Raw genomic sequence first — 23392 nt, 5'->3', positions numbered from 1 at the left:
CGAGTGTGCCCCGCCGGCCGGTTCCGGGACACCCCTGCCCGCCCGGGTCTCCGGTCGGCGCCACCCCGGTCAGCGGCCCAGGCGGGCCAGCGCGTGCGCCGGCCGGTCGGTGATGACGCCGTCCACCCCGGCGGCCAGGACGAGGTCCAGGTCGGCCGGCTCGTTGACGGTCCACACGTAGACCTGGTTACCCGCCGCCCGCAGCGCGGGCACCAGCTGCGGGCGGGCCCGCACCAGGGCGACGCCGGGGCCGGCGATCCGGGTGCCGAACGGCAGCCGCCCCAGCGGCAGCCAGCGCGGCAGTACCTCCAGCAGCAGCACCGTGGGCAGCGCGGGGGCCAGTTCCCGGAGCCGGCGTACGGCCAGCGGGGAGAACGACATGACCGTGACGCGGACCGGATCGTCCGGTCCGGGCTCGGCCAGGCCGTACCGGCGCAGCAGCGCGACGAGCCGGCGCTCGACGTTCCCGCCGTAGCGGGAGGGGTGCTTGGTCTCCACCAGCAGCCGCACCGGCCTGCCCGCGGCCAGCACCGCGTCCAGCAGCCGCTCCAGGGTGAGCAGCCGGGTGTGCGACTCGTCCAGCACCTCGTCCCCGTCGGCGGGTACGCAGCCGGGGTGCCAGGAGCCGAAGTCCAGCGCGTCCAGCTCCGCGAGGGTGCGGGCGCTGACCAGCCCGTGGCCGTTGCTGGTCCGGTCGAGCCGGCGGTCGTGCACGCAGACCAGGTGCCCGTCCCGGGTCAGCCGGACGTCGCACTCCAGCCCGTCCGCGCCCTCGTCGAGGGCCCGCAGGTAGGCCGCGAGGGTGTGCTCGGGCAGGTCGTGGGAGGAGCCGCGGTGCGCGAAGACGAGGGGGTCGCCCATTCCGCCCGTCCTAGAGGACCCGGCCCGGCTGCCCGTCCGCACCGACGACCGGTCGCCCGGCGGCGGCCCACTCGCCCATCCCGCCCTGGACGTTGCGCACCTGGTCCCAGCCGTTGCGCATCAGGTAGGTGACGACCTGTGCGGAGCGCCCGCCGGAGCGGCAGATGACGGCGACGTCGCGGTCGGCCGGCACCTCGGCGATCCGGGCCGGCAGCTCCGTCATCGGCAGGTGGTGCGCGCCGGGGGCGTGGCCGGCGTTCCACTCGTCGTCCTCCCGGACGTCGAGCAGGTACGCGTCGTCGGCGATCTCGGTCACGGTCACGGTGGGAACCTGGGATCCGAACACGGGCCAAGCCTAGATCCTCGCCCGGGCGGCCGGTGCCGGGCCGGTCCCCGGCGTCACAGTCGGGTGACCCAGTGCGGGTTGGCCCGCGCCCAGTCCGGCACGCGGGTGCCGCGTACCGCCTCGAACAGGCCGCTCCCGCCGTTGTCGAGGACCACGTACGACACCTGGTCGATGGTCTGGGGGTGGGAGGGGACCTGCACGCCGCGCAGCGCGTCGGCCGGCAGGTCGCGCAGCGCGAGGACGAGGTCCTCCAGCGGTACGCCGTTGGTGTCCACGGTCAACGAGCCGCCCACGGCGCGGATCACCTGGTCCAGCTTGACCGGGTTGGTCCGCAGCGACGTCTCGCTCGTGCGCTCCAGCACGGCCCGGAGCAGTTGCTGCTGGTGGGTCTGCCGGTCGTAGTCGCCGCCCGGCAGGTCGTAGCGCTGGCGGACGTAGTCCAGCGCCTCGCCGCCGTCCATCTGCTGACAACCGGGCTGGAAGACGCGGTCGGTGTGGATCGAGCGGACCTCGGTGTCCACGCACATGCGTACGCCGCCGAGCAGGTCGATGACCTTGCGGAAGCCGGAGAAGTCGATCAGGGCCGCGCCGTCGAAGCGGATGCCGGTCAACCGGGACAGGGTGGCCGAGAGCAGCCGGGTGCCCGGCTGTCCGCCGCCGCCGTGCTCGTACGCCGCGTTGATCTTGTCCTGACCGCCGCCGTAGCCGTTGCCAGCGGGGATGGCGACGAGCAGGTCCCGGGGCACGGAGACCAGGTACGCCTCACGTCCGCCGGCGGGGACGTGCACGATGAGGATGGTGTCCGACCGGCGGCCCGCCGCGCTGCTGCTCTGCCACCGGTCGGTCCCCACCAGCAGGTAGTTCAGCGGCCCGTCCGGGTCGGTGCGCTTCCGGCGGGCGGTGGGGTCGAGCAGTTGCTCCCGCACGACGCTGCGCTCGTACCGGTCGCTCAGCGATCGGAGGCCCACCACGGCGAGCGCGGCCAGCAGCACCAGGGCCAGGCCCAGGCCGAGCAGCAGCCGGGGCCAGCGGACGCGGCGCGGCCGGGCGGCCCGGGCGTCGGCCCCGGGCCGGCCCCGACCGTCGCCCGTCGATCTGGACGTGACGCCTCCCCGCGAGCCGTACGTGAATCCTTCTCACGTCAGGCTACGAGTCGGTCCCGGCGGTCCGGGCCGCTTCGCCGACATTGCCCGGGCGGCCGGGCAACGTCGGCGCTACTCGCGGCTGGAGACCACCTCGGGGTTGGCGAAGACGAATTCGGCCAGCTTGTCCTGTTTCACCGCGCGGAACATGTCCAGCGTCTGGGCGCTGAGCGTCTCGCGGCTGCCGTCGCTGTGGAAGGTGCCGCCGTTCGTCTTCAGCATCACCAGGTCGTTGCCGGTCACCCCGCGCATGGTGAAGACGAAGTCGACGACCGGGACGCCGGCGGTGTCCAGGATGAACGCCTTGCCGGCCGCCTCGATCAGCTTGTTCAGCTTGATCGGGTTGGTCAGCGTCCCGTCCTGGGTGGCCTTCTTCGCCATCGCCTTGATCAGCTGCTGCTGGTTCTGCTGCCGGTCGTAGTCGCCGTTCTTGAGGCTCTTGCGCTGCCGGGAGTAGTCCAGCGCAGCCCAGCCCTCCATCTCGCGGCAGCCCTTCTTGTGCACCACGGGCGTCATCCGCTTGCCGGTCTTCTTGGCGTCCGCGTTCCACATCGGCTTGCCGTCGACGTACGACATGTGGATCGACTCGACCTCCTGCTTGACGCAGATGCGGACCGTGCCGAGGGCCTCGATGACGTTCTTGAATCCGCCGAAGTTGATGATCGCCGCGCCGTCGAAGCTGATCCCGGTCATCTTCTTGATCGTCTGCGCCATCAGCTGGGCGCCGCCCTCCCAGCCGCCGCCGTTGCGGGCGCCGGCCTGGAACGCCGCGTTGATCTTGTCGGTGCCGCCCGCGTAGCCGCTCTTCTCGAAGGCCGGGATCTGAGCCTCGGTGTCCCGGGGGATCGAGATCAGGTACGCCTGGTCGTGCGTCGCCGGGATGTGCAGCACGATGATGCTGTCCGCCCGCACGTCGTCGGCGGCCCACCGCTCCCGGGCGTCCACACCGAGCAGCAGCATGTCGATCGGGCCGTCCAGGCTGGCGCCACCCTCGGCGTCGGTCTTGCCCGCGTCGCCGAGCAGGTTGCGCTGGGCGATGTTGCCGGTGGCGCTGCTGATCAGCGCCTTGCTGCCGACGATGGCCGCACCGCTGGCCACCATCAGCACGGCGCCGAAGATCAGGGTGAGTCGGGCCCAGAGCGGGTCCTTGCGGCGTGCCCGCTTCTTCGCGGATCCGCCACCGGGCCTACCGCCCTCGACGGGCTGCTTGGGAATGCTCGTGGAGGCCCGGACCGGGCCACGGGGGGACTCCAGCGCCGGAGGGCGACGGCTGGTCTGAACCGGCATGCGTGCTCCAGCTCGCGTTTGTCAGGGGGCGGGATCACTTTACGGACGCTTTCCCGTCCTGGCGAGGTCGTCCGGCCGCCAAATACCGTTCGCGGGGCCGTCATCCAGGGAAACTGACCGAACGGGCAGATCGATACGGCCGCTCGGCGGTTGGCTCACAGGAAGCGGCCGGCCGGCCCTCCGAATCGTGATGACCTTCGTCGATCACGGAAGGGCCGGCCGGCGGCGGCCGGTCAGTTTCCGGTGTCGTCCTTCTTCTGGTTGGCCTCGACCCAGGCCGTCATGGTGTCGGCCGACATGGCCTTGTACATGGCCAGCGCCTTCTCCTTGTCCGACACCACCACCGACTCCCCGTCGATGGTCTGGCTGCCGACGTGCGGGCTGGTCACGAAGGTGAGGTTCTCGCCGCGCAGGTTGCGGAACTGGACCGCCATGTCGACCAGCGAGAAACCCTCGTCGACGGTGACCGCGGCGGTGACCGACTTGAGGAAGTCGTTCATCTTCTTCGGATTGGTCAGCGTGCCCGTGCTCGCCGCCTTGTCCATCAGGGCGCGGAGGAAGTCCTGCTGGTGCCGCATCCGGGCGAAGTCGCCGTCCGGGAACTGCTTGCGCTGCCGGATCCAGTCCAGCGCCTCGGCGCCGTCCATGTGGTTGGTGCCCTTGGTGAACGTCCGGTACGGCTTGTGGATCGAGGTGATGGTCCGCTCGACCTTCAGGTCGACGCCGCCGAGGGCGTCGGTGACCTGCTTGAAGCCGGCGAAGTCGATCGCCATCACGTGGTCGAGCCGCACGTCGGTGAAGCACTCCACCGTCCGGACGGCCAGCGGCAGCCCGCCGAAGGCGAAGGCAGCGTTGATCTTTCCCCGCTGCCCGGTGCCGCAGTCCGCGTTGGCGCCCTCCGGGATCGGCACGTAGAGGTCGCGGGGGATGGAGACCAGGTAGGCCTTCTGGTGGTCGGACGGGATGTGCATCACGATGATGGTGTCGGCCCGCCACTTGCTGGACTTGTCCACCGGGGCGTCCGGGTCCCGGGAGTCGCTGCCGACCAGCAGGATGTTCAGCGCGCCGTCCACGGCCTTCGCCGGGCGGCCCCCCGTGATCTCGGAGAACGGGTCGGTGCGGGCCAGGTCGTCGTTGAGGCCGCGGGCGTAGAACCAGGCGCCCGCCCCGCCGAGCAGCGCGAGCACCAGCACGGCCACGCCGGCCACCAGGGCGATCCGGCCCCACCGGGGGCGTACGCCGCGCCGGCCCGGTCGGTCGGGTCCACCCGGTCCATCCGGTCCGGCGGGACCGCCCGGGCCGCCGGCCGGTGGCTCGTCCGGCGACGGGGACCAGCGGGCCTCGGCCGGCCGGGTGCGTCCGGCGTCCCGGCCGGAGCCGGGCACCGAGGCGCGCCCGGCGCGGCGGTGCAGGTGCGGGAGTGGAACTCCGGCGGGCGTGGTCGCTGACATGTAACTCAGGGTACGTAGGTGCGGCCACCATCGCCCTGAAGCGCCGCCGACGTGTGCGCCGGCGGCGGGCGCGGTCGTCAGACCATCCGCTCGCGGAAGTACTCGATGGTGCGTCGGAGGCCGTCCTCGGGCGCCACGGTCGGCTCGTATCCGAGCAGCTCGCGGGCGAGGGTCAGATCCGGGCGGCGCATCTCCGGGTCGTCGGCGCTTCGGGTGATGTACGTCACCTCGGAGCTGCTGCCGCTGAGCGACACGATCGTCTCGGCCAGTTGCCGCATCGTCATCTCGTGCTCGGTGCCGCAGTTGATCGGCCCCGTCTCGCGGGAGTCGAGCAGCAGCAGGATGCCGTGCACCAGGTCGGACACGTAGCAGATCGAACGGGTCTGGTTGCCGGTGCCGTGCACGGTGATCGGCTCGCCGCGCAGCGCCTGGGAGATGAAGGTCGGAATGGCCCGGCCGTCGTCCGGGCGCATCCGCGGGCCGTACGTGTTGAAGATCCGGACGATGGCCGTGTCCAGCCCCCGGCTGCGGTGGTAGGCCATGGTGGCCGCCTCGGAGAAGCGCTTCGCCTCGTCGTAGACGCTGCGGATGCCGATCGGGTTGACGTTGCCCCAGTACGACTCGCGCTGCGGGTGCTCCTTCGGGTCCCCGTACGCCTCGGAGGTGGAGGCCATCAGGAAGCGGGCGCCGTCCGCGACCGCGCGCTCCAGCAGGTGCAGGGTGCCCACCGAGCCGACGCGGAGGATCTCCACCGGCAGCTTCTCGAAGTCGGTCGGGCTCGCCGGCGAGGCCATGTGCAGGATGGCGTCGAACCGCTCGGCCAGCGCCGGGTGGCCGGTCGGCAGGCCGTCGGAGATGTCGGCCTCGACCAGGGTGAAGTTCGGCTCGTCCAGCAGGTGGGCGACGTTCTCCTTCGACCCGGTGACGAAGTTGTCGAGCGCGACCACCGTGCAGCCGCGGGCGATCAGGGCGTCCACCAGGTGCGACGGTACGAAGCCGGCGCCGCCCGTGACGAGGATGCGGTGACCGGGTCCGAAGCGGGCAACAGCGTTCATGCCGGTCAGCCTACCCACTGCCCCGGGCCGCCCCCTCGCAAGGGAGGGCCCTCTGTCGCCGCCCGGCGACGACAGAGGGCCCGCACATCCGTCAGTGGGCGCCGGCGCCGGTGACGGCACGCACCTCCAGCTCCGCGTACTTTTCCTCGTCGTGCTCCTTGGAGATCACGGTGCCGATCCACCCGCACAGGAAGCCGAACGGGATCGACAGGATGCCCGGGTTGGACAGCGGGAACCACTGCCAGTCCTGCTCGGGGAACATCGAGGTGGGCGCGCCGGAGACCACGGGCGAGAAGAACACCAGCAGGACGGCGGAGAGCAGGCCGCCGTAGATGGCCCACACCGCACCCGAGGTGTTGAACCGCCGCCAGAACAGGCTGTAGAGGATCGCCGGCAGGTTGCCCGAGGCGGCCACCGCGAAGGCCAGCGCCACCAGGAAGGCCACGTTCAGGTTCTGCGCGAAGATCGACAGCACGATCGAGATCGCGCCGATCACCAGGGCGGAGACCCGGGCGACCCGGACCTCCTGCCGCTCGGACGCACTCCCGTTCTTGATGACGTTGGCGTAGAAGTCGTGCGCCAGGCTGGACGAGGAGGCCAGGGTCAGGCCGGCCACCACGGCCAGGATCGTGGCGAAGGCGACCGCCGCGATGATCGCGAGCAGGGTGGCCCCGCCCAGGTCGCCGCCGAGGAAGTCGATGCCGAGCGCCTCGGCGAGCTGCGGCGCGGCCGTGTTGCCGGCCTTGTCCTGCGCGGTGATCGCCTCGCTGCCGACCAGCGCCGCCGCGCCGAAGCCCAGGGCCAGGGTGAGCAGGTAGAAGGTGCCGATGATGCCGATCGCCCAGAGCACGCTCTTGCGGGCCGCCTTCGCCGTCGGGACGGTGTAGAAGCGGATCAGGATGTGCGGCAGGCCGGCGGTGCCGAGCACCAGCGCGATGCCGAGCGACAACAGGTCCATCTTGTTGTAGAAGGTCTGCGTCGGGTTGCCGGCCACCTCCACGCCGTACCGCCCGCCCGGCTTGAGGAAGCTCTCTCCCTTGCCCGATGCCGCCGCGGCGTCGCCGAGCAGGGCGGAGAGGTTGAACTTGTAGTGCGCCAGCACCAGCAGGGTCATCACCAGCGCGCCACCCATCAGCAGGAACGCCTTGACGATCTGCACGTAGGTGGTGCCCTTCATGCCGCCCACCGTGACGTAGATGATCATCAGGGCGCCCACCATGATGATGGTGGCGACCTTCGCGGTGTCGGCGTCCATGCCGAGGAACGTGGTGCCAGGCTTGATGCCGAGCAGCAGCGCGACCAGCGCGCCCGCGCCGACCATCTGCGCCAGCAGGTAGAAGATCGACACGGTGATGGTGGAGACGGCCGCGGCGGTCCGCACCGGGCGCTGGCGCATCCGGAAGGCCAGCACGTCGGCCATCGTGTAGCGGCCGGAGTTGCGCAGCAGTTCGGCGACGAGCAGCAGCGCGACCAGCCAGGCGACCAGGAAGCCGATGGAGTAGAGGAAGCCGTCGTAGCCGTACAGGGCGATCATGCCGGCGATGCCGAGGAACGACGCGGCCGACATGTAGTCGCCGCCGATCGCCATGCCGTTCTGGAACCCGGAGAAGGAGCGCCCGCCGGCGTAGAAGTCGGTGGCCGTCTTGGTCTGCCGGCTGGCCCAGATGGTGATGACCAGGGTCACCGCCACGAAGACCAGGAACAGGGCGATGGTGAGGTTGCGGGCGGTGGTGTCGCCCGCCTCAGCCGCGAGGACCGTGTTCATGGCCCACCTCCCCCATCTCGGCGCGGATCCGGTCGGCGACCGGGTCGATCTTCCGGGCGGCGAACCGCGAGTAGAGCCAGGCGATGAGGAACGTGGAGACGAACTGGAGCAGGCCGAAGACGAGGGCGACGTTGATGTTGCTGCCGAAGAGCTTCGTGCCCATGAAGTCCCGCGCGTACGCGGACAGGATTACGTAGAGCGCGTACCACAGGAAGAACGCGACGGTCATCGGGAAGATGAAGCCGCGCAGCGTGCGCCGCAACCCGGCGAACTCGTCCGACCGTTGTACGGCGAGGTACCGGTCCGCCGCCGGGGCCGCCGGCGTGGACGCGGGTGTGTCCGTGGACATTTGTGGATCACCACCTTCACAGGCGTGGGGAGTTTCGCGCACGGTAGAAAGCGCGCTCCCCGCCCGGGAAGGGCGAGATCGACGCCGGTCGGTGGCTGCGCCGAACGGCGCGGTGGCTGCGCCGAGTGACCCAGCTCACTCCGTTGAGCGGTCGCCCGTCGTGGCCCTTGCCGGCCGAACGGCCGCCGGTCGCGGCGTCGGCCGGGCGGTTACCGGGGCGACGTGGCCGGTCGGTGGGCGTCAGGTCAGCTCGCGGTACCGGCCCCGGTAGTGCAGCAGCGGGTCCGTCTCGCCGGTCAGCTCGACGGCCTCGATGGTGGCCTCCACCAGCAGGCCCCAGCCGTACTCGCGGGCGGTGTCGAGCCGGCATCCCACCCAGCCGCCGGCGTCGGCCGGCACCGGGCCGTAGGGGGTGTCGGTCCACGCGCCGGTGGCGAACAGGCCGCCGGGAGAGGGGAAGAGGCCCGCGAACCGGTCGGCGAGCTGCCGGTGCGACGGGTTCAGCGGGGTCACCGCGAAGCGGCCGGCGGACTCGACCGCCGCCCACAGGTCGGCCTCCGGGTCGACCAGGCCGAGCAGCCGGTCCGGCTCGCCCTCCGCGACCAGCGTCGAGGAGACCGTCAGGCCCGCCGGCTCGGGCGCCGTCCAGAGCGTCACCGGCGACGCCAGCCGACCCCGCAACCGGCGTACGGGGGAGCGGCGCTCGGCGGGCACGGCGAACGGGTCGGTGTGGTGGATCTCGGCGCCCGGCTCATGATTCACGTGAAACATTGTGCCGCCCCGGGGCCGCGCCCGGCGGGCGTACAGGGTGGCCCTCCGGTCCTATCGTGCCGGACATGGCTCACGTTACGCCGCAGCAGCTCGCCCAGGCCCGTGCCGTCGGCGCCGACGCCGTGCTGCGCAACGAGGTCGACTTCCGCGGCTACCCCTACCGGCACCTCGCCCTGGTCGCCCGAGCCGGGTTCGCGGACAGCCCCGTCACCCAGCTGCTGGCGGCCGTCGAGTACCTCTCGCAGTACGGGTGGGAACTGGTCAACGTGACCGCGGCGAGCGGCAGCAGCCAGCTGTACGCCTTCATCCGCCTCCGCTGAGACCGGGCACCCCGGACGGCGGCGACGGCCCGAGCCGCCGGGACACGGGGCGACCGGCTCAGCCCGCGCCCCGACCGTCCCGGTCGTCGTCGGCGAGGGCGCGGCGGGCGGCGGCCAGCACCTCCGGGTCCGTGCAGCCGGCGGCGTACCCGGCGATCCGGCGGCGGATGTCGCGGCCGAGCAGCCAGGCCCCGATCCGGTCCGCGACCGGGCGGAGGAACGCGGGCCGGCAGCGGAAGCTGTACCGCCAGGTGGCGATCGCGTGGCCGGGCTCCGGGGCGGGCGCGAACCGCCAGCCGCCGGCGAACATCTCGAAGAACCACGGCCCGCGCACCATCTTCATCCCGACGTGGCTCGGCGGCGCCCAGGAGACGTACTCGCTCACCATCGCCAGGCCGTGCCGCGACCGGGTGAAGGTCCGCACCCCCTTGCCGGGCCGGGTCGCCCCGTCGGTGAAGTGCTGCTCCCGGACGAACGGGTCCCACCGGTAGCGCACGGGCGCGGTGGTCTGGGAGACCGCGAAGGCCAGCTCGGATGGGACCGGCACGGTGACCACCGCTTCGACTACGGGCATCAGGCCATTGTGCCGCCGACCGGCAGGCGCCCGACAAACCGGTGGAGGGATGCCGGGCGCTCTCCGGGATCAGCCGGTGACCACGATGTCCCTGCTGGTCGAGTTGTCCTTCGTCGCGCCGGCCGGTTCGGGATAGGGGACGTCTTCCGCGGTCTTGCTCCACCACACCTTGGCCGAGTACTCGCCGACGACGCCCGTGCCGACCTGCGAGCGTACGACCGAGATCGGCAGTTCGAAGGTGGCCCTGCCGCCCACGGGCAGAGCCTTCAGTTCGCACCTGTAGCTGATGCTCTGGCTGGAGACGAACCGCGTACAGCTCGAGGGCAGGGGCCTCACCTCGAACCCCTTCGGGACATCTACCTGGACCCGCGGGGCGGCCGCCGGCTGAGGGCCGGCATTCCGTACGGTCAGACGCAACGTGCCGGTCGCCCGGTCCCCGTCGGGCGCGAGCCGGAGCTCGCTGCCGGTGACCGAGAGGTCCGTGATCCGCGGGTTGGGCGGGAACGCATTCGGTCCGCCCGTCTGGACGAACCTTCCGCCTGACCGGGAGTAGATCCGCCACTGGCGCTGCGCGAGGCTGTCGGGAATGCCGTCGCCGGACCCGTCGATCACCTCCGCCGCGATCGACCGGTCCTCACCCCGGATCCGGCGGATTCCCCCGATGTCGCCGGTCTCTCCAATTACGACGCCCATGGTGACGATGGCTCCGGCCGGATCCCGGTCGAAGGCCAGTACCCGCGCCTCACCCATTTCCAGGCCGCTGCAGTCGAGCAACGCCGCCGTCTCCTGCGTCCCGTCCCGATCGAGGTCGGCGTGGACGACCTGGACGATGCTGGCCCGGAGTTCCGCGCCCGCCGAACGCTGCGCACGGCCGTCCGAGAACCGGACCCGGCCGGACGGGCACTCGTCCGCGAGGTTCCCGGGCCAGGCCGGCAGATCGAGGGTGGCGTTGGCGAGGGTCTTCTCGTGGATCCGACCGTCCGGCGGTGGCGCGGCAGAGGGCGACGTGGCCGACGGCGTCGGCGTGGCGGGGGCGGTGGTCGTGGGCACGGTAGGCGACGGGGACACGGTCTGGGCCGGCGGCACCGGTGGAGCCGGGTCGCCGCCGGCGTTTGCCAGGACCGGCACGGCAACCAACACGGCGGCGACCACGCCGGTCGCCACCAGCCGGTTCGTGCGGCGGCGTCGGGCCACCTTCCGGGCTGCCCAGGCCCCCGCGGGCACCACCAGCGGGCCCCCGGACCGGAAGGCGGCGAAGGCGTCGTCCAGGTCGGGTGAAGTGTCGTGGTCAGACACGGTGGTCCTCCGTCCTCGGGTCGGAGAGTTGGGCGGCGAGCGCGGCCCGGCCCCTGTGCAGCCAGGACTTCACCGTGCCGGGCGCCACGTTTTCCTGGTCGGCGATCTCGGCGATGCTGAGGTCGGCAACGTAGAAGAGCACGACGGCCCGCCGCTGGGTCTCGGGCAGGGTGGCGAGGGCGCGGGCGAGCGCGACCCGGTCCGGCCCGGGCCCCTCGACCACCTCTTCGCGGCGGAACCTCGCGTGGGCGCGGGCGGCCCGCAGTCGGCGCCAACGGTTGCGCACCACGTTCATCGCGACCGTGCGGACCCAGGCCGCCGGGCGCTCGTAGTGGACCAACCCGTCCCACCGGGCCCAGGCGCGGCTGAACGCCTCCTGGACCGCGTCCTGCGCCTGGCCGACGTCGGACGTGTAGGCGTACAACTGGAGCATCAGCGGCTGGAAATTGGCCGCGTAGAACTCCTCGAAGCTGTCTCCCACGACCCCCGCGGCCGTAGGAGACGCCCCTCCCCGGACATCGCCGGGGTCGTGCTGCCGCACCCCCACCGTGGCGCCTCCCCTGCTGGTCCGCCGCCCCGAACGGTGCGACGTCTGACCAGCACACCCCATGCCCGTACAGGAGGTTGCGGCGTGACGGGGTCCGTTCTCAGCGGCGGGGGGTCACCGTGGCTACCAGCTCCGGCATCCGGCGGTCCAGCACGTCGCCGGCCAGGTACGCGCCGAGCAGCGCCGCCCCCACGCCGTACGCCGCCCCGACCGGCAGGGCCAGCCAGAGCCAGACGTCGCCGAGCAGCCCGGCGGCCACCACCATCGGCACCGCCGCCACCGCCGTGGCGAGCATCGCCAGCAGGGTGAGGAAGCTCTTCGCGATCCCGGCGCCGGTGTTCAGCGCGAACGGGTTGCTCGTCTCCGGCAGCGAGTACGCCCCGAGCACCGAGACGAAGCCGTTCACCGCCAGCCCCGCGCCGTAGGTGGCGAGCAGGGTGCCCGCCATCAGCCCGATCCAGCCGGGTTCGCCGATGACCACCGCGACGACCACGGAGATCACCGCCAGCATCGGCAGGACGTAGATCGAGAACGCGGCCATCCGGGCGCGCAGCTCCTGCTGGCCGGAGACGCCCGCGATGACGTTCGCCGCGTACGCGCTGCCGTCGAAGCCGAACTGGTTGGCCACGGTGACGGCGGCGAGCAGCCCGACGAAGAGCATCGAGAGGCTGGACAGCAGCGGGGACGAGTCGGGACTGGCCGTGAACCCCTGCGCGCCGTCGACGGTGAAGCCCGAGCTGAAGCCCGAGCCACCCAGGTTGACCATGACCGGCACGAAGAGACCGACGACCGCGACGGTGATCAGGTTGGCCCGGCGGCGGGCGTCCCGCCACCAGTAGCGGGCCTCCCGGGCGACGAGGGCGCCGAACCGGTCCCGCCGGGCCCAGCCGACGACCCGGGGGAAGAGCTGGGCGACGGCCCCGCCGGTCACGCCGCGCGGGGCGCGGGCCGGCCCGGCGCTGGCCGCGCCCACCATCGCGGACTCGAGGGAACGGGACCACCAGGCGAGCAACGCGACGATCGTCGCCGCCGTGATCAGCAGCTTCACCGGCGCGGCCCAGAGGCGGCCCTCGGCCACGTCGATGCCGGCCGTCCAGGGGGCGCCGAACGGGGTCCAGCCGACCACCTCGGCCACCCCGTCGAGCCGGTCCCAGTCGGCGTCGGAGAGGGCGGCGACGCCCAGGAGCTGCAACGGACCGAGCAGCGCGGCGAGCACGGCGAGCAGCACGGCGGCCAGGTCGCGGACCCGGCGGGAGCGCAGCGCGGTGGCGAAGGCGCTGGTCACCGCCCGGGCCGCCGCGACGCAGAGCAGCAGCCCGGCGACCACCCCGACGAAGGCGACCGCGGCGGCCGACCAGCCACCCAGCGCCCCGGCGGTGACCACCAGCCCGCAGAGGGCCAGCAGCACCGCGATCGTGGGGACGCTGACGAGGGCGGCGGCGAACAGCCCGGTGACGAGGGTGCGGCGGGGCAGCGGCAGCAGCGCGAACCGGGCCGGGTCCAGCGTCTCGTCCACCCCGAAGAAGACCAGCGGCAGCAGCAGCCAGCCGAGCACCGTCAGGCCGCCGCCGAAGGCGGCGACCATCAGCGCGTAGCGGCCCTCGTCGGCCAGGCCGGGCGCGGCGAAGAGGAAGAAGCCGGTGCCGGCGAACCAGAGCCCGGCCACCGCGCCGCCCACGAAGAGGGCGACCCGCCAGCCCTGGCCCCGGAAGTTGTTGCCCATCACCCGCAGCTTGAGCCGCACGAAGTGCCGGGCGGAGACCCGCCGGACGGGCTGGGTGGAGACGGTCGGTCCGCTCACCGCGACAGCCACGCCAACTCCTCGCCGGTCGCCGTACGGCCGCCGACCACCTCGACGAAGACCTGCTCCAGCGAGCGGCCACCGCGCACCTCGGCGATGGGGCCGACCCGCTTGATGGTGCCCGCCGCCAGGATCGCCACGTGCGAGCAGAGCCGCTCGACGACCTCCATGACGTGGCTGGAGAAGACGACGGTGCCGCCCCCGGTCACGTACCGGTGCAGGATGTCCCGGATCAGCGCGGCCGAGACCGGGTCGACCGCCTCGAAGGGCTCGTCCAGCACCAGCAGCCGGGGCCCGTGCAGCAGCGCGCAGGCCAGGCCGATCTTCTTCTTCATGCCCGCCGAGTAGTCGACGACCAGGGTCCGGCCGGCGTCGCCGAGCGCGAGCACGTCCAGCAGCTCCGCCGCGCGCTGGTCGACCACCGCCGGGTCCATCCCCCGCAGCAGGCCGTGGTACGCGAGCAGCTCCGCGCCGCTGAGCCGGTCGAAGAGCCGTACGCCGTCGGGCATCACGCCGAGCAGCTGCTTCGCGCCCACCGGGTCGGCCCAGACGTCGTGACCGAGCACCCGGGCCCCGCCGGCGTCCGGCCGGAGCAGGCCCACCGCCATCGACAGGGTGGTGGTCTTCCCCGCGCCGTTCGGGCCGAGCAGGCCGTAGAAGGAGCCGGCCGGGACGTCCAGGTCGACACCGGCCACCGCGACCTTGCCGTCGAACTGTTTCGCCAGGCCACGCAGGGAGAGGGCCGGGTGCTCAGCAGTCATGCGTCGACCGTATCCGGCGTCGACCAGCGGTCGGTCCGGCCGCAGGATGATCCCCGGTCATCCCCGAGGCGTACTCGCGTCATCGCCCGGGGTGGCCAGTGCCCTACAGCCGCAGCGCCTCCGGGGCGTGCAGGCGGAGCATGGTGGCCCCGACGTCGGCCGGCGCCCGGCGGCGGGTCGCCACCGAGACCGCCACCATCACGGCGAAGGCGAGCGGCACCGTCCAGGCGGCCGGCTGCGCGGTGAGCGTGGCCGGCCAGCCGGACAGTGGCGGGCCGAGCACCGTGATCAGGACGGCCCCGACCGCGGCGCCACCGCCGACGAGGATCCCGGCGGCGGCGCCGAGGTCGGTCAGGCCCCGCCACCAGATGCCGAGCACCAGCAGGGGGCAGAAGCTGGACGCGGCGACCGCGAACGCCAGCCCGACCACCTGCGACACGTCCAGCCCGGCGAGGTTGAGCGCGAGCACCGCCGGCACGGTCCCGGCGATCACCGTGGCGAGCCGGAAGCCGCGTACCGAGCCGCGCCCCAGCACGTCCGTCGAGATCACCCCCGCGACGCTGGTGAGCAGCCCCGACGAGGTGGAGAGGAAGGCGGCGAACGCGCCGGCCGCGACCAGCGCGGCGAGCAGCCGGCCGGTGGTGCCGTCGCCGAGCGCGGCGCCGGGCAGCAGCACCACCACCGCGTCGGTCTGCCCGGTCACCAGCAGCTGCGGGGTGTAGATCCGGCCGAGCACCCCGTAGATGGTGGGCAGCAGGTAGAACGCCCCGACCAGGGCGAGCACCACCAGCGTGGTGCGGCGGGCGGCAGCGCCGTCGGGATTGGTGTAGAAGCGGACCAGCACGTGCGGCAGCCCCATGGTGCCGAGGAACGTCGCCAGGATCAGCGAGTAGGTGGCGAACAGGCCCCGGTCGTCGTCCCCGGCGGCGCTGGGCAGCAGCCAGTCGGCCGCGTCGGTGGCCACCCCGGACACCTCCGGCACCGGTTCGCCGGCGGCGAAGGAGAGCTCGTCGCCGGGGCGTACCTCGTGGATCCGACCGTCGGGGAGGGTGAGGGTCGCGCGGTGCTCGACCACGACGGTGGTCGCGGTCCGGAACGTCGGCCCGTCGGGCGGGGTCACCGCCGGCCGGCCGTCGGCCTGCCACTGCAACGCCAGGAAGATCGCCGGTACGGCGAGTGCGGTCAGCTTCAGCCAGTACTGGAAGGCCTGGACGAAGGTGATCGCGCGCATGCCGCCGAGCGCGACGTTCGCGGTGACCACCACGGCCACCAGCAGGGCCCCCAACGGGTACGGCGAGCCGGTCACCGTGGCCAGCGTCAGCCCCGCCCCTTGGAGCTGCGGCACGAGGTAGAGCCAGCCGATGAAGATCACGAAGACGGTGGCCAGGGTGCGCAGCCGACGCGACCCCAGCCGCAGCTCGCAGAAGTCCGGCAGGGTGAACGCGCCGGAGCGGCGCAGCGGCGCGGCCACGAAGAGCAGCAGGGCCAGGTAGCCGGCGGCGAAGCCGACGGGGTACCAGAGCACGTCGACGCCGTACTTGAGGATCAGCCCGGCGACCCCCAGGAAGCTCGCCGCCGACAGGTACTCCCCGCCGATCGCGGCGGCGTTCCAGGTCGGGCTGATCGCCCGCGAGGCGACCAGGAAGTCGGAGGTGGTACGCGCCAGCCGCAGCCCGTAGAAGCCGATGCCGACGGTGACCAGGGTGACTGCCACGATCGCCGGGACGACGAAGCCGTTGCCCACCTCAGCGCTCCGGCCGCTGGACCAGGTCGGTGAAGTCCTGCTCGTTGCGCTCGGCCAGCCGCACGTACGCCCAGCCGACGGCGATCAGGAACGGGAACGACGCCACCCCGAGCAGCAGCCAGGGCAGGTGGACGCCGAGCACGGTGACCCGGCCGACGGCGGGGGCTACGGCGAAGAGCCACGGCAGCCCGCCGAGCCCGATCGCCACCACCAGGGAGAGCCGCAGGGCCAGCGCGAACTGGGCGCGGACCAGCCCCCGGACGAGCGCGTCGCCGACCCGGGTCTGCTGGGCCAGCTCGGCGCGGGTGCGTTCGGCCCGGTCCTCCCGGCGGGACACCTCGGCCAGCACGATCCGCGCCCTGGGCTGGGCGACCGGGGTCAGCTCCGGCACGCCGGGCCGGGGAGTCTGCTCCGGCCTCCCGGGCCGGGGAGTCCGGGGCGCCGGGACGGGATCGTCGGCAGCGGCCACCCCGGCAGTCTGGCCCGATCGTCGCGATTGTCAAGGGCTCCCGTGGGCGGCGCGCCCGCCGCCGGCCGGCTCGTGGCAAGCCGTCCACACCGGGTTGTGGACAACCTGTGGAGAACGGGTCACCCCTGTGGATAACTCCGTGGAAACCGCCGTCGCCGGAACCTTCTGCCCCGCCGGCGAGTGGGAGAGGTGGAGAAGGGAGGTGACGGTGTCCGACGATGATCCGATCTCGGAGGTCTACGCCGGTTGTTTCCGCCGGCTGGTGGTCCAGCTCTACGCGGTGACCGGCGACCTCAACGAGGCACAGGAGGCGGTCCAGGAGGCGTTCACCAAGGCGCTTGCCGCGCCCCGGCGCTTCGCCCAACTGGAGAACCCGGAGGCGTGGCTGCGCCGCGTCGCGGTGAACGTGGCCCGCAGCCGGTACCGGCGGCGGCGGGTCCTCGACGGGCTGCTGCGCCGGATCGGCCCGCCGCCCGCCGTCGCCGACCGTGCGCCGGAGCACCTCGCGCTGCTGGCCGCGCTGCGCGGGCTGCCGGACGGGCAGCGGCACGCGCTCGCCCTGCACTACCTGGTCGACCTGCCGGTGGACGAGGTGGCGGCGACGCTCGGCGTCTCCGCCGGCACGGTCAAGTCCCGCCTGTCGCGCGGCCGGCAGGCGTTGGCGGCGCTGCTCACCGACTCCGACTCCGACGCCATCGACAGCATGCAGACCGGGAGGGTCGATGTCCGATCGTGAGTTCAGCGGGTTCAACGTCGGAACCGTCGCCGACGCCGTCCGGCAGCCGCCGCTCGACGACCTGCGGGTGGCCGCCCGGGCCCGCCGCCGGCAGCGTACCGTCGGGTTGGCGCTGGCCCTCGTCGTTGCCTTCGCCAGCATGGCGGTCCTGCCCCTGGCCGCCGGCACCCGGGGGGTCGACTGGGCCGGCCCGGACCAGCCTCCGGTGAAGCCGGACCGGGGCGGGCAGTTGTTCCTGACCGGACCGGGCTCGGGCGTCGTCGCGGGAGTGTGGGAGGGCGACGGGGGATGTTCCACCGTGCGGTTCAGACACACCGATGACGGCGGGCGGAGTTGGACCGGCGACGAGGCGACCCGCTACCGCACCACCCGCTGCGGCCAGGACGCCGAGGGAAGGCCGCTCGCCACCCCGGAGTTCTCGGTGCTCGGACAGCGCTCCTACCTGGTCCGCGACGGGGACCTGCTGAAGCTTTCCACCGACTACGGCCGCACCTGGCGGGACGCCGCGCAGGCGATGGTGCCGGTGTCCGCCTTCCCGGCGAAGGCCCGGCCGGTCTTCTGTCAGTGGGACATGGGCTGTGGCGCGCTCCGGGAACCGGTGGCCGTGGACCCGTCGACGGGGGCGGTCTACCGGCTCGGCGGCACGCCCCCGTCGCCCTATCCGCCCTTCAGCATCTATCCGAGCGTGGACGGAGCCATCTGGGTGACCTACTGGCCGGGTGACATCGGCGTCATGGTGGTCGCTCGGAGCGTGGACCGGGGCGCCACCTGGAACACCTGGCGGCCGGCCAAGGGAGCGGACGTGCGTGGGGTGGTCGGGGTCAGTGGACAGGAGGCGTACCTGTTGATCAATCCACCGCCGCCGCCGGGTGCGCCGCCGATGGCGGTGGAGGGTCCGGTCCAACTGCTGCGGACCACCGATGGCGGGAAGAGCTGGGCGGACGTCGGCACCGACCTCCCCGACACCCCGGAGGGGCTGGCGATGACCATCGGCTCGGACGGCGCACTGCTGGTGGCCGAGTCGGACAACGTCGGCGGCGGGAACGAGGTGCCCACCCACACCTCGCGCCTCTGGGCCAGCCGGGACTCCGGGCGGCACTTCACCACGGTCCGCACCTACGACCGGCGCGACGGCGGGGTCGGCGCCGCCCCCGGGTACGCCTGGCTCTACGGCCGCGACGACATGACGGTGGGCGGCGCGGACCACGTGCAGCTCACCACGGACGGCGCGACCTGGACCCGGTTCCCTCTCCCGGACTGACCGAGCGCGGGACGGCCGGGCGTCAGCTCCCCGGCCGTCCCGGCGATCGTCACTCCGGGCCGACGCGCTCCGGGCGGGCCGAGGCGGAGCCGAGCCAGGTGTGCGGGTTGCCGTACCAGCACCAGCCGAGCTTCGGCGCGCCCTGGCTGATCCAGATCGCCGGCACCCGCTTGTCGCCGCAGCGGGAGCCGACCAGCGAGAAGCACTTGTTCTTCGCCAGTGCCTCGGGGTGCAGGGTGACGAAGGAGAGCCCCTCGTCGATGGTGAGCGGCAGCCGGTCCTGGCCGGTGATCACCTCCATGGCGGCGGCGGGCGCCAGGTTCAGCGTCTCCTCGCCCCGGTCGACGTCGAAGAGCAGGTACGCCGGCCCGGCCGGCACCTCCAGCTCCTTGATCGGGTCGAACTTCGGCAGGTCGCCCTCCGCGTAGTGCCGGTCGACGATCCCCGGCTTCCGCTTGCCGGCCAGCGTGGTCAGCGCGACGCGCTCCTCCACGGGCACTAGGTCGCGGGTGATCACCAGTAGGAAGGGCACCCGTCCCTCGGCCGGGGCGGGCAGGTCGGCCGCCCCGGCGACGGCCGCCGCGCGCAGCGGCGCGACCAGGTCACGGAAGGCGTCCTCGGTCAGCTCGGCCAGGGCCGGGTAGCCCAGCTCCACCAGCCGGTCGAGCTGGCGGTCGAATTCGGTCGCGGCGTCGAACAAGGCGGCCTCCATTTGTCGTACGGAGTACCGTACAGCGTACGACGAGGCGCGCGTATTCCCGACCGGGAGGAAAATCCAAGCACGATCTGCCGGGTTCTCCAGACGCTGTCGAGCTGCCCCGTCCATGGGACCAGGAGGCGCCCCGGTCTCTGGTCTCACGCCCGCGGTCTCTGGTCTCACGCATGGGGCAGCTCGACAGGCGCCAAGCGGCCGATGTCCTCGCCCCCGGAACCGGCACGCATCGGGGCGGCACGGGGCCGGGCGCGCAGATCGATCAGCGGTTCCAGTCCTGCTTCGCCGCGCGGACCAGCCTGTCCTTCAGCTCGCGGGTGTGCCGGCGGCTCACCGGCAGCTCCGCCGAGTCGATCACCACGACGTAGCCGGAGTTGACCAGCCGCAGCTCGGTGATCAGCTTGAGCTGCACCAGGTACGACCGGTGGATCCGGACGAACCCGGCATCCGCCCAGCGTTCCGCGAGGGTCGCCAGGGACACCCGGACCAGGTGCGAGCCGTCGGCGGTGTGCAGCCGGGCGTAGTCGCCCTGCGCCTCCACCCACCGCACCGCCGAGCGGGGCAGCATCCGGGTGGTGCCGGCCAGCTCGATGGGGATGGTCGGATCCTCCTCCGCCCGGGCCAGCGCCGCCGGGTGCGACGGCACCACCCGCGCGCCGATCACCCGGCGCAGCGACTCGGCGAGCCGCTCGGCGCGCACCGGCTTGCGGACGTAGTCGGTGGCGCCCAGGTCGAACGCGTCCACCGCCCCGTCGTCGTACGCGGTCACGAAGACGATCGCCGGCGGCCGGGCGAAGCGGCGCAGCACCCGGGCCAGCTCCATACCGTCCAGCCCGGGCATCCGGATGTCGAGGAAGACCACGTCCACGTCGCCGTCGCGGAGCACCCGCAGCGCCTCCGTCGCGTCGCCCGCCGTGTGCAGCCGGGCCACCCGGGGATCGGCCCGCAGGTGGTACGCCAACTCGTCCAGCGCCGGCGGCTCGTCGTCGACCGCCAGCACCCGCAGGAACCCGGACGCGCCCACCCCGCCGCTCACGAGCCGGCCCGTACGCCCGGGTGGAACTTCGGCACCCGCATGCTCACCTTCGTGCCCGAGCCGAGACCCGTCTCGACGACTAGGCCGAAGCCGTCCCCGAAGACCGACCGGAGCCGCTCGTCGACGTTGGAGAGCCCGACGTGCTGGCCCGGGTCGTCTCCGACGCCGGCCAGCGCAGCGTCGCCCGGGTCCCCGGCGGCGCCGGCCAGCTCGGCGATGCCGGCGGTCAGCGTGGTCGGATCCATCCCCACTCCGTCGTCCTCCACGGTGATGTGACACTCGGTGCCCGCGTCCCGGGCCTCGATGCTCACCATGCCCGTGCCCGGCTTGCGGGACAACCCGTGCCGGACGGCGTTCTCCACCAGCGGTTGCAGGCAGAGGAAGGGCAGCGTCACGGGTAGCACCTCGGGGGCGATCTGGAGACGCACCTGGAGTCGGTCACCGAACCGGGCCCGCTCGATGGTCAGGTAGCGGTCGATCGAGCGCAGCTCCTCGGCCAGCGTGGTGAACTCGCCGTGCGCCCGGAACGAGTACCGGGTGAACTCGGCGAACTCCAGGATCAGCTCCCGGGCCCGGTCCGGGTCGGTGCGGACGAACGAGCCGATCGCGGTCAGCGCGTTGTAGATGAAGTGCGGGCTGATCTGCGCGCGCAGGGCGCGTACCTCGGCGCGGGCCAGCCGCTCCCGCGAGGAGTCCAGCTCGGCCAGGGCGAGCTGGTTGCCGGCCCAGTGCGCCGTCTCCAGGGTGGCCTGCACCAGGCCCGGCTCGGGCTGGCCGTCGGCGACCGCGACCAGCGCCCCGAGCCTGCGCCCGTCCGCGCCGGTCAGCGGGGCGACGACCGCGCCGCGCACCGGGCAGTCCACCCGGTCGCAGTGCAGCTCCGGCTCGCCGAGGACGGTCGAGCGGCCCGTCGCCACCGCCCGCCGGGCCGCCGCGACCAGTTGCGCGTCGTGGTGCCCGCCCCGGCCGTCCAGGGCGAGCAGGCTCTCCCGGTCCGTCAGCGCCAGCCCGGCCGCCCCCACCAGCGCCCGCAGATGGCGTACGGCCTTCGCCGCGTTCGCGGCGCTCAGGCCCGCGCGCAGCGGCTCGGCGGCCAGCCCGGCGGTGTGCAGCACCTCGTACGTGGCCCGCTGGGTGGCCGTGGCGATGCCCCGTCGCCCGCGCAGCCGGACCACCGCGAACAGGGCCGCGCCCAGCGCGGCGACCAGCGAGACGACGCCGAAGACGCCGGAGAGGTTGCCACCCACGCAGCGATCCTGGCCCCTTGCGGCCCACACGCCAAGGGTCAGTACGCGCCCTTGCGGGCGAGCACCACCCCGACGGTGCGCCACAGGATGCTCAGGTCGTACGCCAGCGACCAGTTGTCGACGTAGTAGAGGTCGAGCCGGACCGCCTCGTCCCAGGACAGGTCGGAGCGGCCGGAGACCTGCCACAGCCCGGTCATGCCTGGCCGGACCAGCAGCCGGCGGCGGACGTCGCCGAGGAAGTCGCCGTCGTCGGCGGGCAGCGGGCGCGGCCCGACCAGCGACATCTCGCCCTTCAGCACGTTGATCAACTGCGGCAGCTCGTCCAGCGAGGAGGCCCGCAGGAAGCGGCCCACCGGGAAGACCCGGGGATCCTGCTTCATCTTGAACAGCATGCCGTCGGTCTCGTTCCGGTCGACCAGGCTCGCCAGCCGGTCCTCCGCGTCCACGTACATGGTGCGGAACTTCCAGACCCGGAAGGTGCGCCCCTCGTGGCCCACCCGGGGCTGGCGGAAGAAGACCGGACCGGGGTCGGAGACCCGGATCGCGATCGCGATGGCCAGGAAGACCGGGGTCAGCAGCAGCAGGCCGAGCCCGGCGGCCACCCGGTCCATCAGGTTCTTGGCCAGCAGCGCCGGCCCCGAGAGGGTCGGCTCCTCGACGTGCAGCAGCGGCAGGCCCTCGATCGGCCGGATGTGCACCCGGGGGCCGGCGATGTCGGTCAGCTGCGGGGCGACGACCAGGTCGACGCCGGAGCCCTCCAGTTGCCAGGCGAGCCGGCGCAACTCGCCCGGCTCGGCGCTCGCCGAGCCGCAGACCGCGATCGTGTCGCCGCCGACCTCCCGGACCAGGGCGAGGACGTCGCGGCCCGCGTACACCGGGACCGGGGTCTCGATGCCCTTGGCCGCCGCGTAGCCGTCGGTGATGTGGATGGCGACCGGCATCAGCCCGGCGGCCGGGTTGCGGGTGACTGCGGTGTAGACCTCCAGGCACTCCGGCAGGGTGCCGATCAGCACCATCCGGTGGCCGGCCTGGCCGATGTTGCGCCGGACCACGTGCAGCACGAAGCGGCAGAGAATCCGGTTCAGCAGGATCAGCAGCAGCGCCGCGAGCAGGGCGGTGCCGACCGTGTACCGGGACAGGTCGGTCTTGGTGGCGAAGGCGAGGAAGGACACCGTCGCGGCGACGGCGACGCCGGCCCGCATCACGCGCTTGTACTCGTCCGGGCCGAGGCCGAGGTAGCGCCGGTCGTACGCCCGGTTGGCCCAGAGGCTGACGATCCAGCCGACAGGCAGGAGCACGAACGCCACTGTGTGGAACCACGTCGGGTCCTCTTCGGCGTTGTAGAAGCCCGCCCGCGACTGGTCGAACGTCTCGATGGCGATCAGGCTGGCGACGGCGGCGGCGGCGAAGTCGAGCAGCAGCAGGAGGGTGATGTAGGGACGGTGCCAGCGGGACACGCGACGGCGGGCCCGAGCCCACGCGGACCGGGGTACGCCGTTGTGGGACGGCGGTGCCGGCGGCTGGATCTCGAAGCTGTCGACGTGCCGCACGAGTTTGCTCCGGCCTTCGTTGGTTACCGGGCGCTGGAGGCTTGTCGTCACCTCACCCATGTCCTCCCGCATGACACGTGCCGCTCACTCGCCGTGAGGGCCCGGTCGCCCACCGTCCCAGTCTCCCACGCGGTCGCCAAGCCGTACGCTGACCCGAGGGACAACGCGCCGGTGTGGTGCCGCCGGGCGTCTGGCCGGCTCCGCGCCATTTCAGAAGCCGGGGACCGAGCCACTATACCGATGGATGGCGGGCCCGGTAGAGCCGCAACTCAGACCTTCGGCGCGGGATGGCCGATTCCGTTCCGTAGTCG

General features: G+C 72.8%; 23 protein-coding genes. 3 read left to right on the top strand and 20 right to left on the bottom strand.

All coding sequences use genetic code 11. The features are described 5' to 3' along the window. Positions 1-69: 69 nt before the first annotated feature. From AB0G13_RS17310 to AB0G13_RS17270, 9 genes are all read right to left on the bottom strand, one after another. A complete protein-coding gene (locus AB0G13_RS17310) occupies positions 70-861 on the bottom strand; it encodes a glycerophosphodiester phosphodiesterase family protein (RefSeq protein ID WP_357875207.1) in 792 nt (263 codons plus the stop codon). 10 nt (positions 862-871) lie between these two features. Continuing rightward, the gene (locus AB0G13_RS17305; protein WP_357875205.1) at positions 872-1207 is read right to left on the bottom strand and encodes a rhodanese-like domain-containing protein; all 336 of its coding nucleotides are present in this window, start codon (positions 1205-1207) and stop codon (positions 872-874) included. Positions 1208-1260: 53 nt separating this feature from the next. After that, the gene (locus AB0G13_RS17300) at positions 1261-2199 is read right to left on the bottom strand and encodes an LCP family protein (RefSeq protein WP_357875203.1); all 939 of its coding nucleotides are present in this window, start codon (positions 2197-2199) and stop codon (positions 1261-1263) included. 222 nt (positions 2200-2421) lie between these two features. Then, positions 2422-3636 carry an LCP family protein gene (locus AB0G13_RS17295; protein ID WP_357875201.1) on the bottom strand — a complete coding sequence of 405 codons (1215 nt, stop codon included), beginning with the start codon at positions 3634-3636 and terminating at the stop codon, positions 2422-2424. A 233-nt stretch (positions 3637-3869) separates the two neighbouring features. After that, entirely contained in the window at positions 3870-5087 is a 1218-nt protein-coding gene (locus AB0G13_RS17290; protein ID WP_357875199.1) for an LCP family protein, read from the bottom strand. Between the two features lie 77 nt (positions 5088-5164). Continuing rightward, positions 5165-6142, bottom strand: coding sequence for a UDP-glucuronic acid decarboxylase family protein (locus AB0G13_RS17285; RefSeq protein WP_357875197.1), 978 nt, complete (start codon positions 6140-6142; stop codon positions 5165-5167). Positions 6143-6233: 91 nt separating this feature from the next. Beyond that, positions 6234-7907, bottom strand: a complete 1674-nt coding sequence (locus tag AB0G13_RS17280) for a cation acetate symporter (protein WP_357875195.1) — start codon at positions 7905-7907, stop codon at positions 6234-6236. After that, a complete protein-coding gene (locus AB0G13_RS17275) occupies positions 7885-8256 on the bottom strand; it encodes a DUF485 domain-containing protein (RefSeq protein ID WP_357875193.1) in 372 nt (123 codons plus the stop codon). The genes AB0G13_RS17280 and AB0G13_RS17275 overlap by 23 nt, the downstream gene beginning before the upstream one ends. A gap of 240 nt (positions 8257-8496) precedes the next feature. Continuing rightward, positions 8497-9063, bottom strand: a complete 567-nt coding sequence (locus AB0G13_RS17270; protein WP_357875231.1) for a flavin reductase family protein — start codon at positions 9061-9063, stop codon at positions 8497-8499. A gap of 29 nt (positions 9064-9092) precedes the next feature. Between AB0G13_RS17270 and AB0G13_RS17265 the strand changes: the two genes are divergently transcribed. After that, positions 9093-9347 carry a hypothetical protein gene (locus AB0G13_RS17265; RefSeq protein WP_350678462.1) on the top strand — a complete coding sequence of 85 codons (255 nt, stop codon included), beginning with the start codon at positions 9093-9095 and terminating at the stop codon, positions 9345-9347. Positions 9348-9405: 58 nt separating this feature from the next. Here the strand turns inward: AB0G13_RS17265 and AB0G13_RS17260 are convergent, their stop codons facing one another. The 7 genes from AB0G13_RS17260 to AB0G13_RS17230 all read right to left on the bottom strand — a co-directional run bounded on the left by AB0G13_RS17260 (position 9406) and on the right by AB0G13_RS17230 (position 16461). Continuing rightward, positions 9406-9921, bottom strand: a complete 516-nt coding sequence (locus AB0G13_RS17260) for an SRPBCC family protein (RefSeq protein WP_357875190.1) — start codon at positions 9919-9921, stop codon at positions 9406-9408. Between the two features lie 69 nt (positions 9922-9990). Continuing rightward, the gene (locus AB0G13_RS17255; RefSeq protein WP_357875188.1) at positions 9991-11217 is read right to left on the bottom strand and encodes a hypothetical protein; all 1227 of its coding nucleotides are present in this window, start codon (positions 11215-11217) and stop codon (positions 9991-9993) included. Beyond that, positions 11210-11764 (bottom strand): sigma-70 family RNA polymerase sigma factor, encoded by a 555-nt coding sequence (locus AB0G13_RS17250; protein WP_357875186.1) that lies wholly within the window; start codon positions 11762-11764, stop codon positions 11210-11212. Before AB0G13_RS17250 ends, AB0G13_RS17255 begins: the two co-directional genes overlap by 8 nt. Positions 11765-11864: 100 nt before the next feature. Continuing rightward, positions 11865-13577 (bottom strand): ABC transporter permease, encoded by a 1713-nt coding sequence (locus tag AB0G13_RS17245; protein WP_357875184.1) that lies wholly within the window; start codon positions 13575-13577, stop codon positions 11865-11867. Then, positions 13562-14326 (bottom strand): ABC transporter ATP-binding protein, encoded by a 765-nt coding sequence (locus AB0G13_RS17240; protein ID WP_357875182.1) that lies wholly within the window; start codon positions 14324-14326, stop codon positions 13562-13564. Before AB0G13_RS17240 ends, AB0G13_RS17245 begins: the two co-directional genes overlap by 16 nt. Positions 14327-14429: 103 nt before the next feature. Continuing rightward, positions 14430-16070, bottom strand: coding sequence for a cation acetate symporter (locus AB0G13_RS17235; protein WP_357875180.1), 1641 nt, complete (start codon positions 16068-16070; stop codon positions 14430-14432). Between the two features lies 1 nt (position 16071). Continuing rightward, positions 16072-16461: a hypothetical protein gene (locus AB0G13_RS17230; protein WP_357875229.1), complete on the bottom strand. Its 390-nt coding sequence runs from the start codon at positions 16459-16461 to the stop codon at positions 16072-16074. A 286-nt stretch (positions 16462-16747) separates the two neighbouring features. Between AB0G13_RS17230 and AB0G13_RS17225 the strand changes: the two genes are divergently transcribed. Then, complete coding sequence (locus tag AB0G13_RS17225) at positions 16748-17275, top strand: sigma-70 family RNA polymerase sigma factor (RefSeq protein WP_357875178.1); 528 nt, start codon at positions 16748-16750, stop codon at positions 17273-17275. Beyond that, positions 17262-18536 (top strand): hypothetical protein, encoded by a 1275-nt coding sequence (locus AB0G13_RS17220; RefSeq protein ID WP_357875176.1) that lies wholly within the window; start codon positions 17262-17264, stop codon positions 18534-18536. The genes AB0G13_RS17225 and AB0G13_RS17220 overlap by 14 nt, the downstream gene beginning before the upstream one ends. Before the next feature lie 49 nt (positions 18537-18585). Here the strand turns inward: AB0G13_RS17220 and AB0G13_RS17215 are convergent, their stop codons facing one another. From AB0G13_RS17215 to AB0G13_RS17200, 4 genes are all read right to left on the bottom strand, one after another. Further along, positions 18586-19248, bottom strand: coding sequence for a DUF5701 family protein (locus AB0G13_RS17215; RefSeq protein WP_357875174.1), 663 nt, complete (start codon positions 19246-19248; stop codon positions 18586-18588). A 262-nt stretch (positions 19249-19510) separates the two neighbouring features. Continuing rightward, positions 19511-20272, bottom strand: coding sequence for a LytTR family DNA-binding domain-containing protein (locus AB0G13_RS17210; RefSeq protein ID WP_357875227.1), 762 nt, complete (start codon positions 20270-20272; stop codon positions 19511-19513). 8 nt (positions 20273-20280) lie between these two features. Continuing rightward, complete coding sequence (locus tag AB0G13_RS17205) at positions 20281-21531, bottom strand: histidine kinase (RefSeq protein ID WP_357875172.1); 1251 nt, start codon at positions 21529-21531, stop codon at positions 20281-20283. Positions 21532-21569: 38 nt separating this feature from the next. Then, positions 21570-23141 (bottom strand): sugar transferase, encoded by a 1572-nt coding sequence (locus tag AB0G13_RS17200; protein ID WP_357875225.1) that lies wholly within the window; start codon positions 23139-23141, stop codon positions 21570-21572. Positions 23142-23392 lie beyond the last annotated feature (251 nt).

The sequence above is a fragment of the Micromonospora sp. NPDC023633 genome, from assembly GCF_040640035.1.
Taxonomy (GTDB): domain Bacteria; phylum Actinomycetota; class Actinomycetes; order Mycobacteriales; family Micromonosporaceae; genus Micromonospora.
The sequence above is the reverse complement of the archived record's forward strand: the minus strand, read 5'-3'. Positions and strand labels throughout refer to the sequence as shown.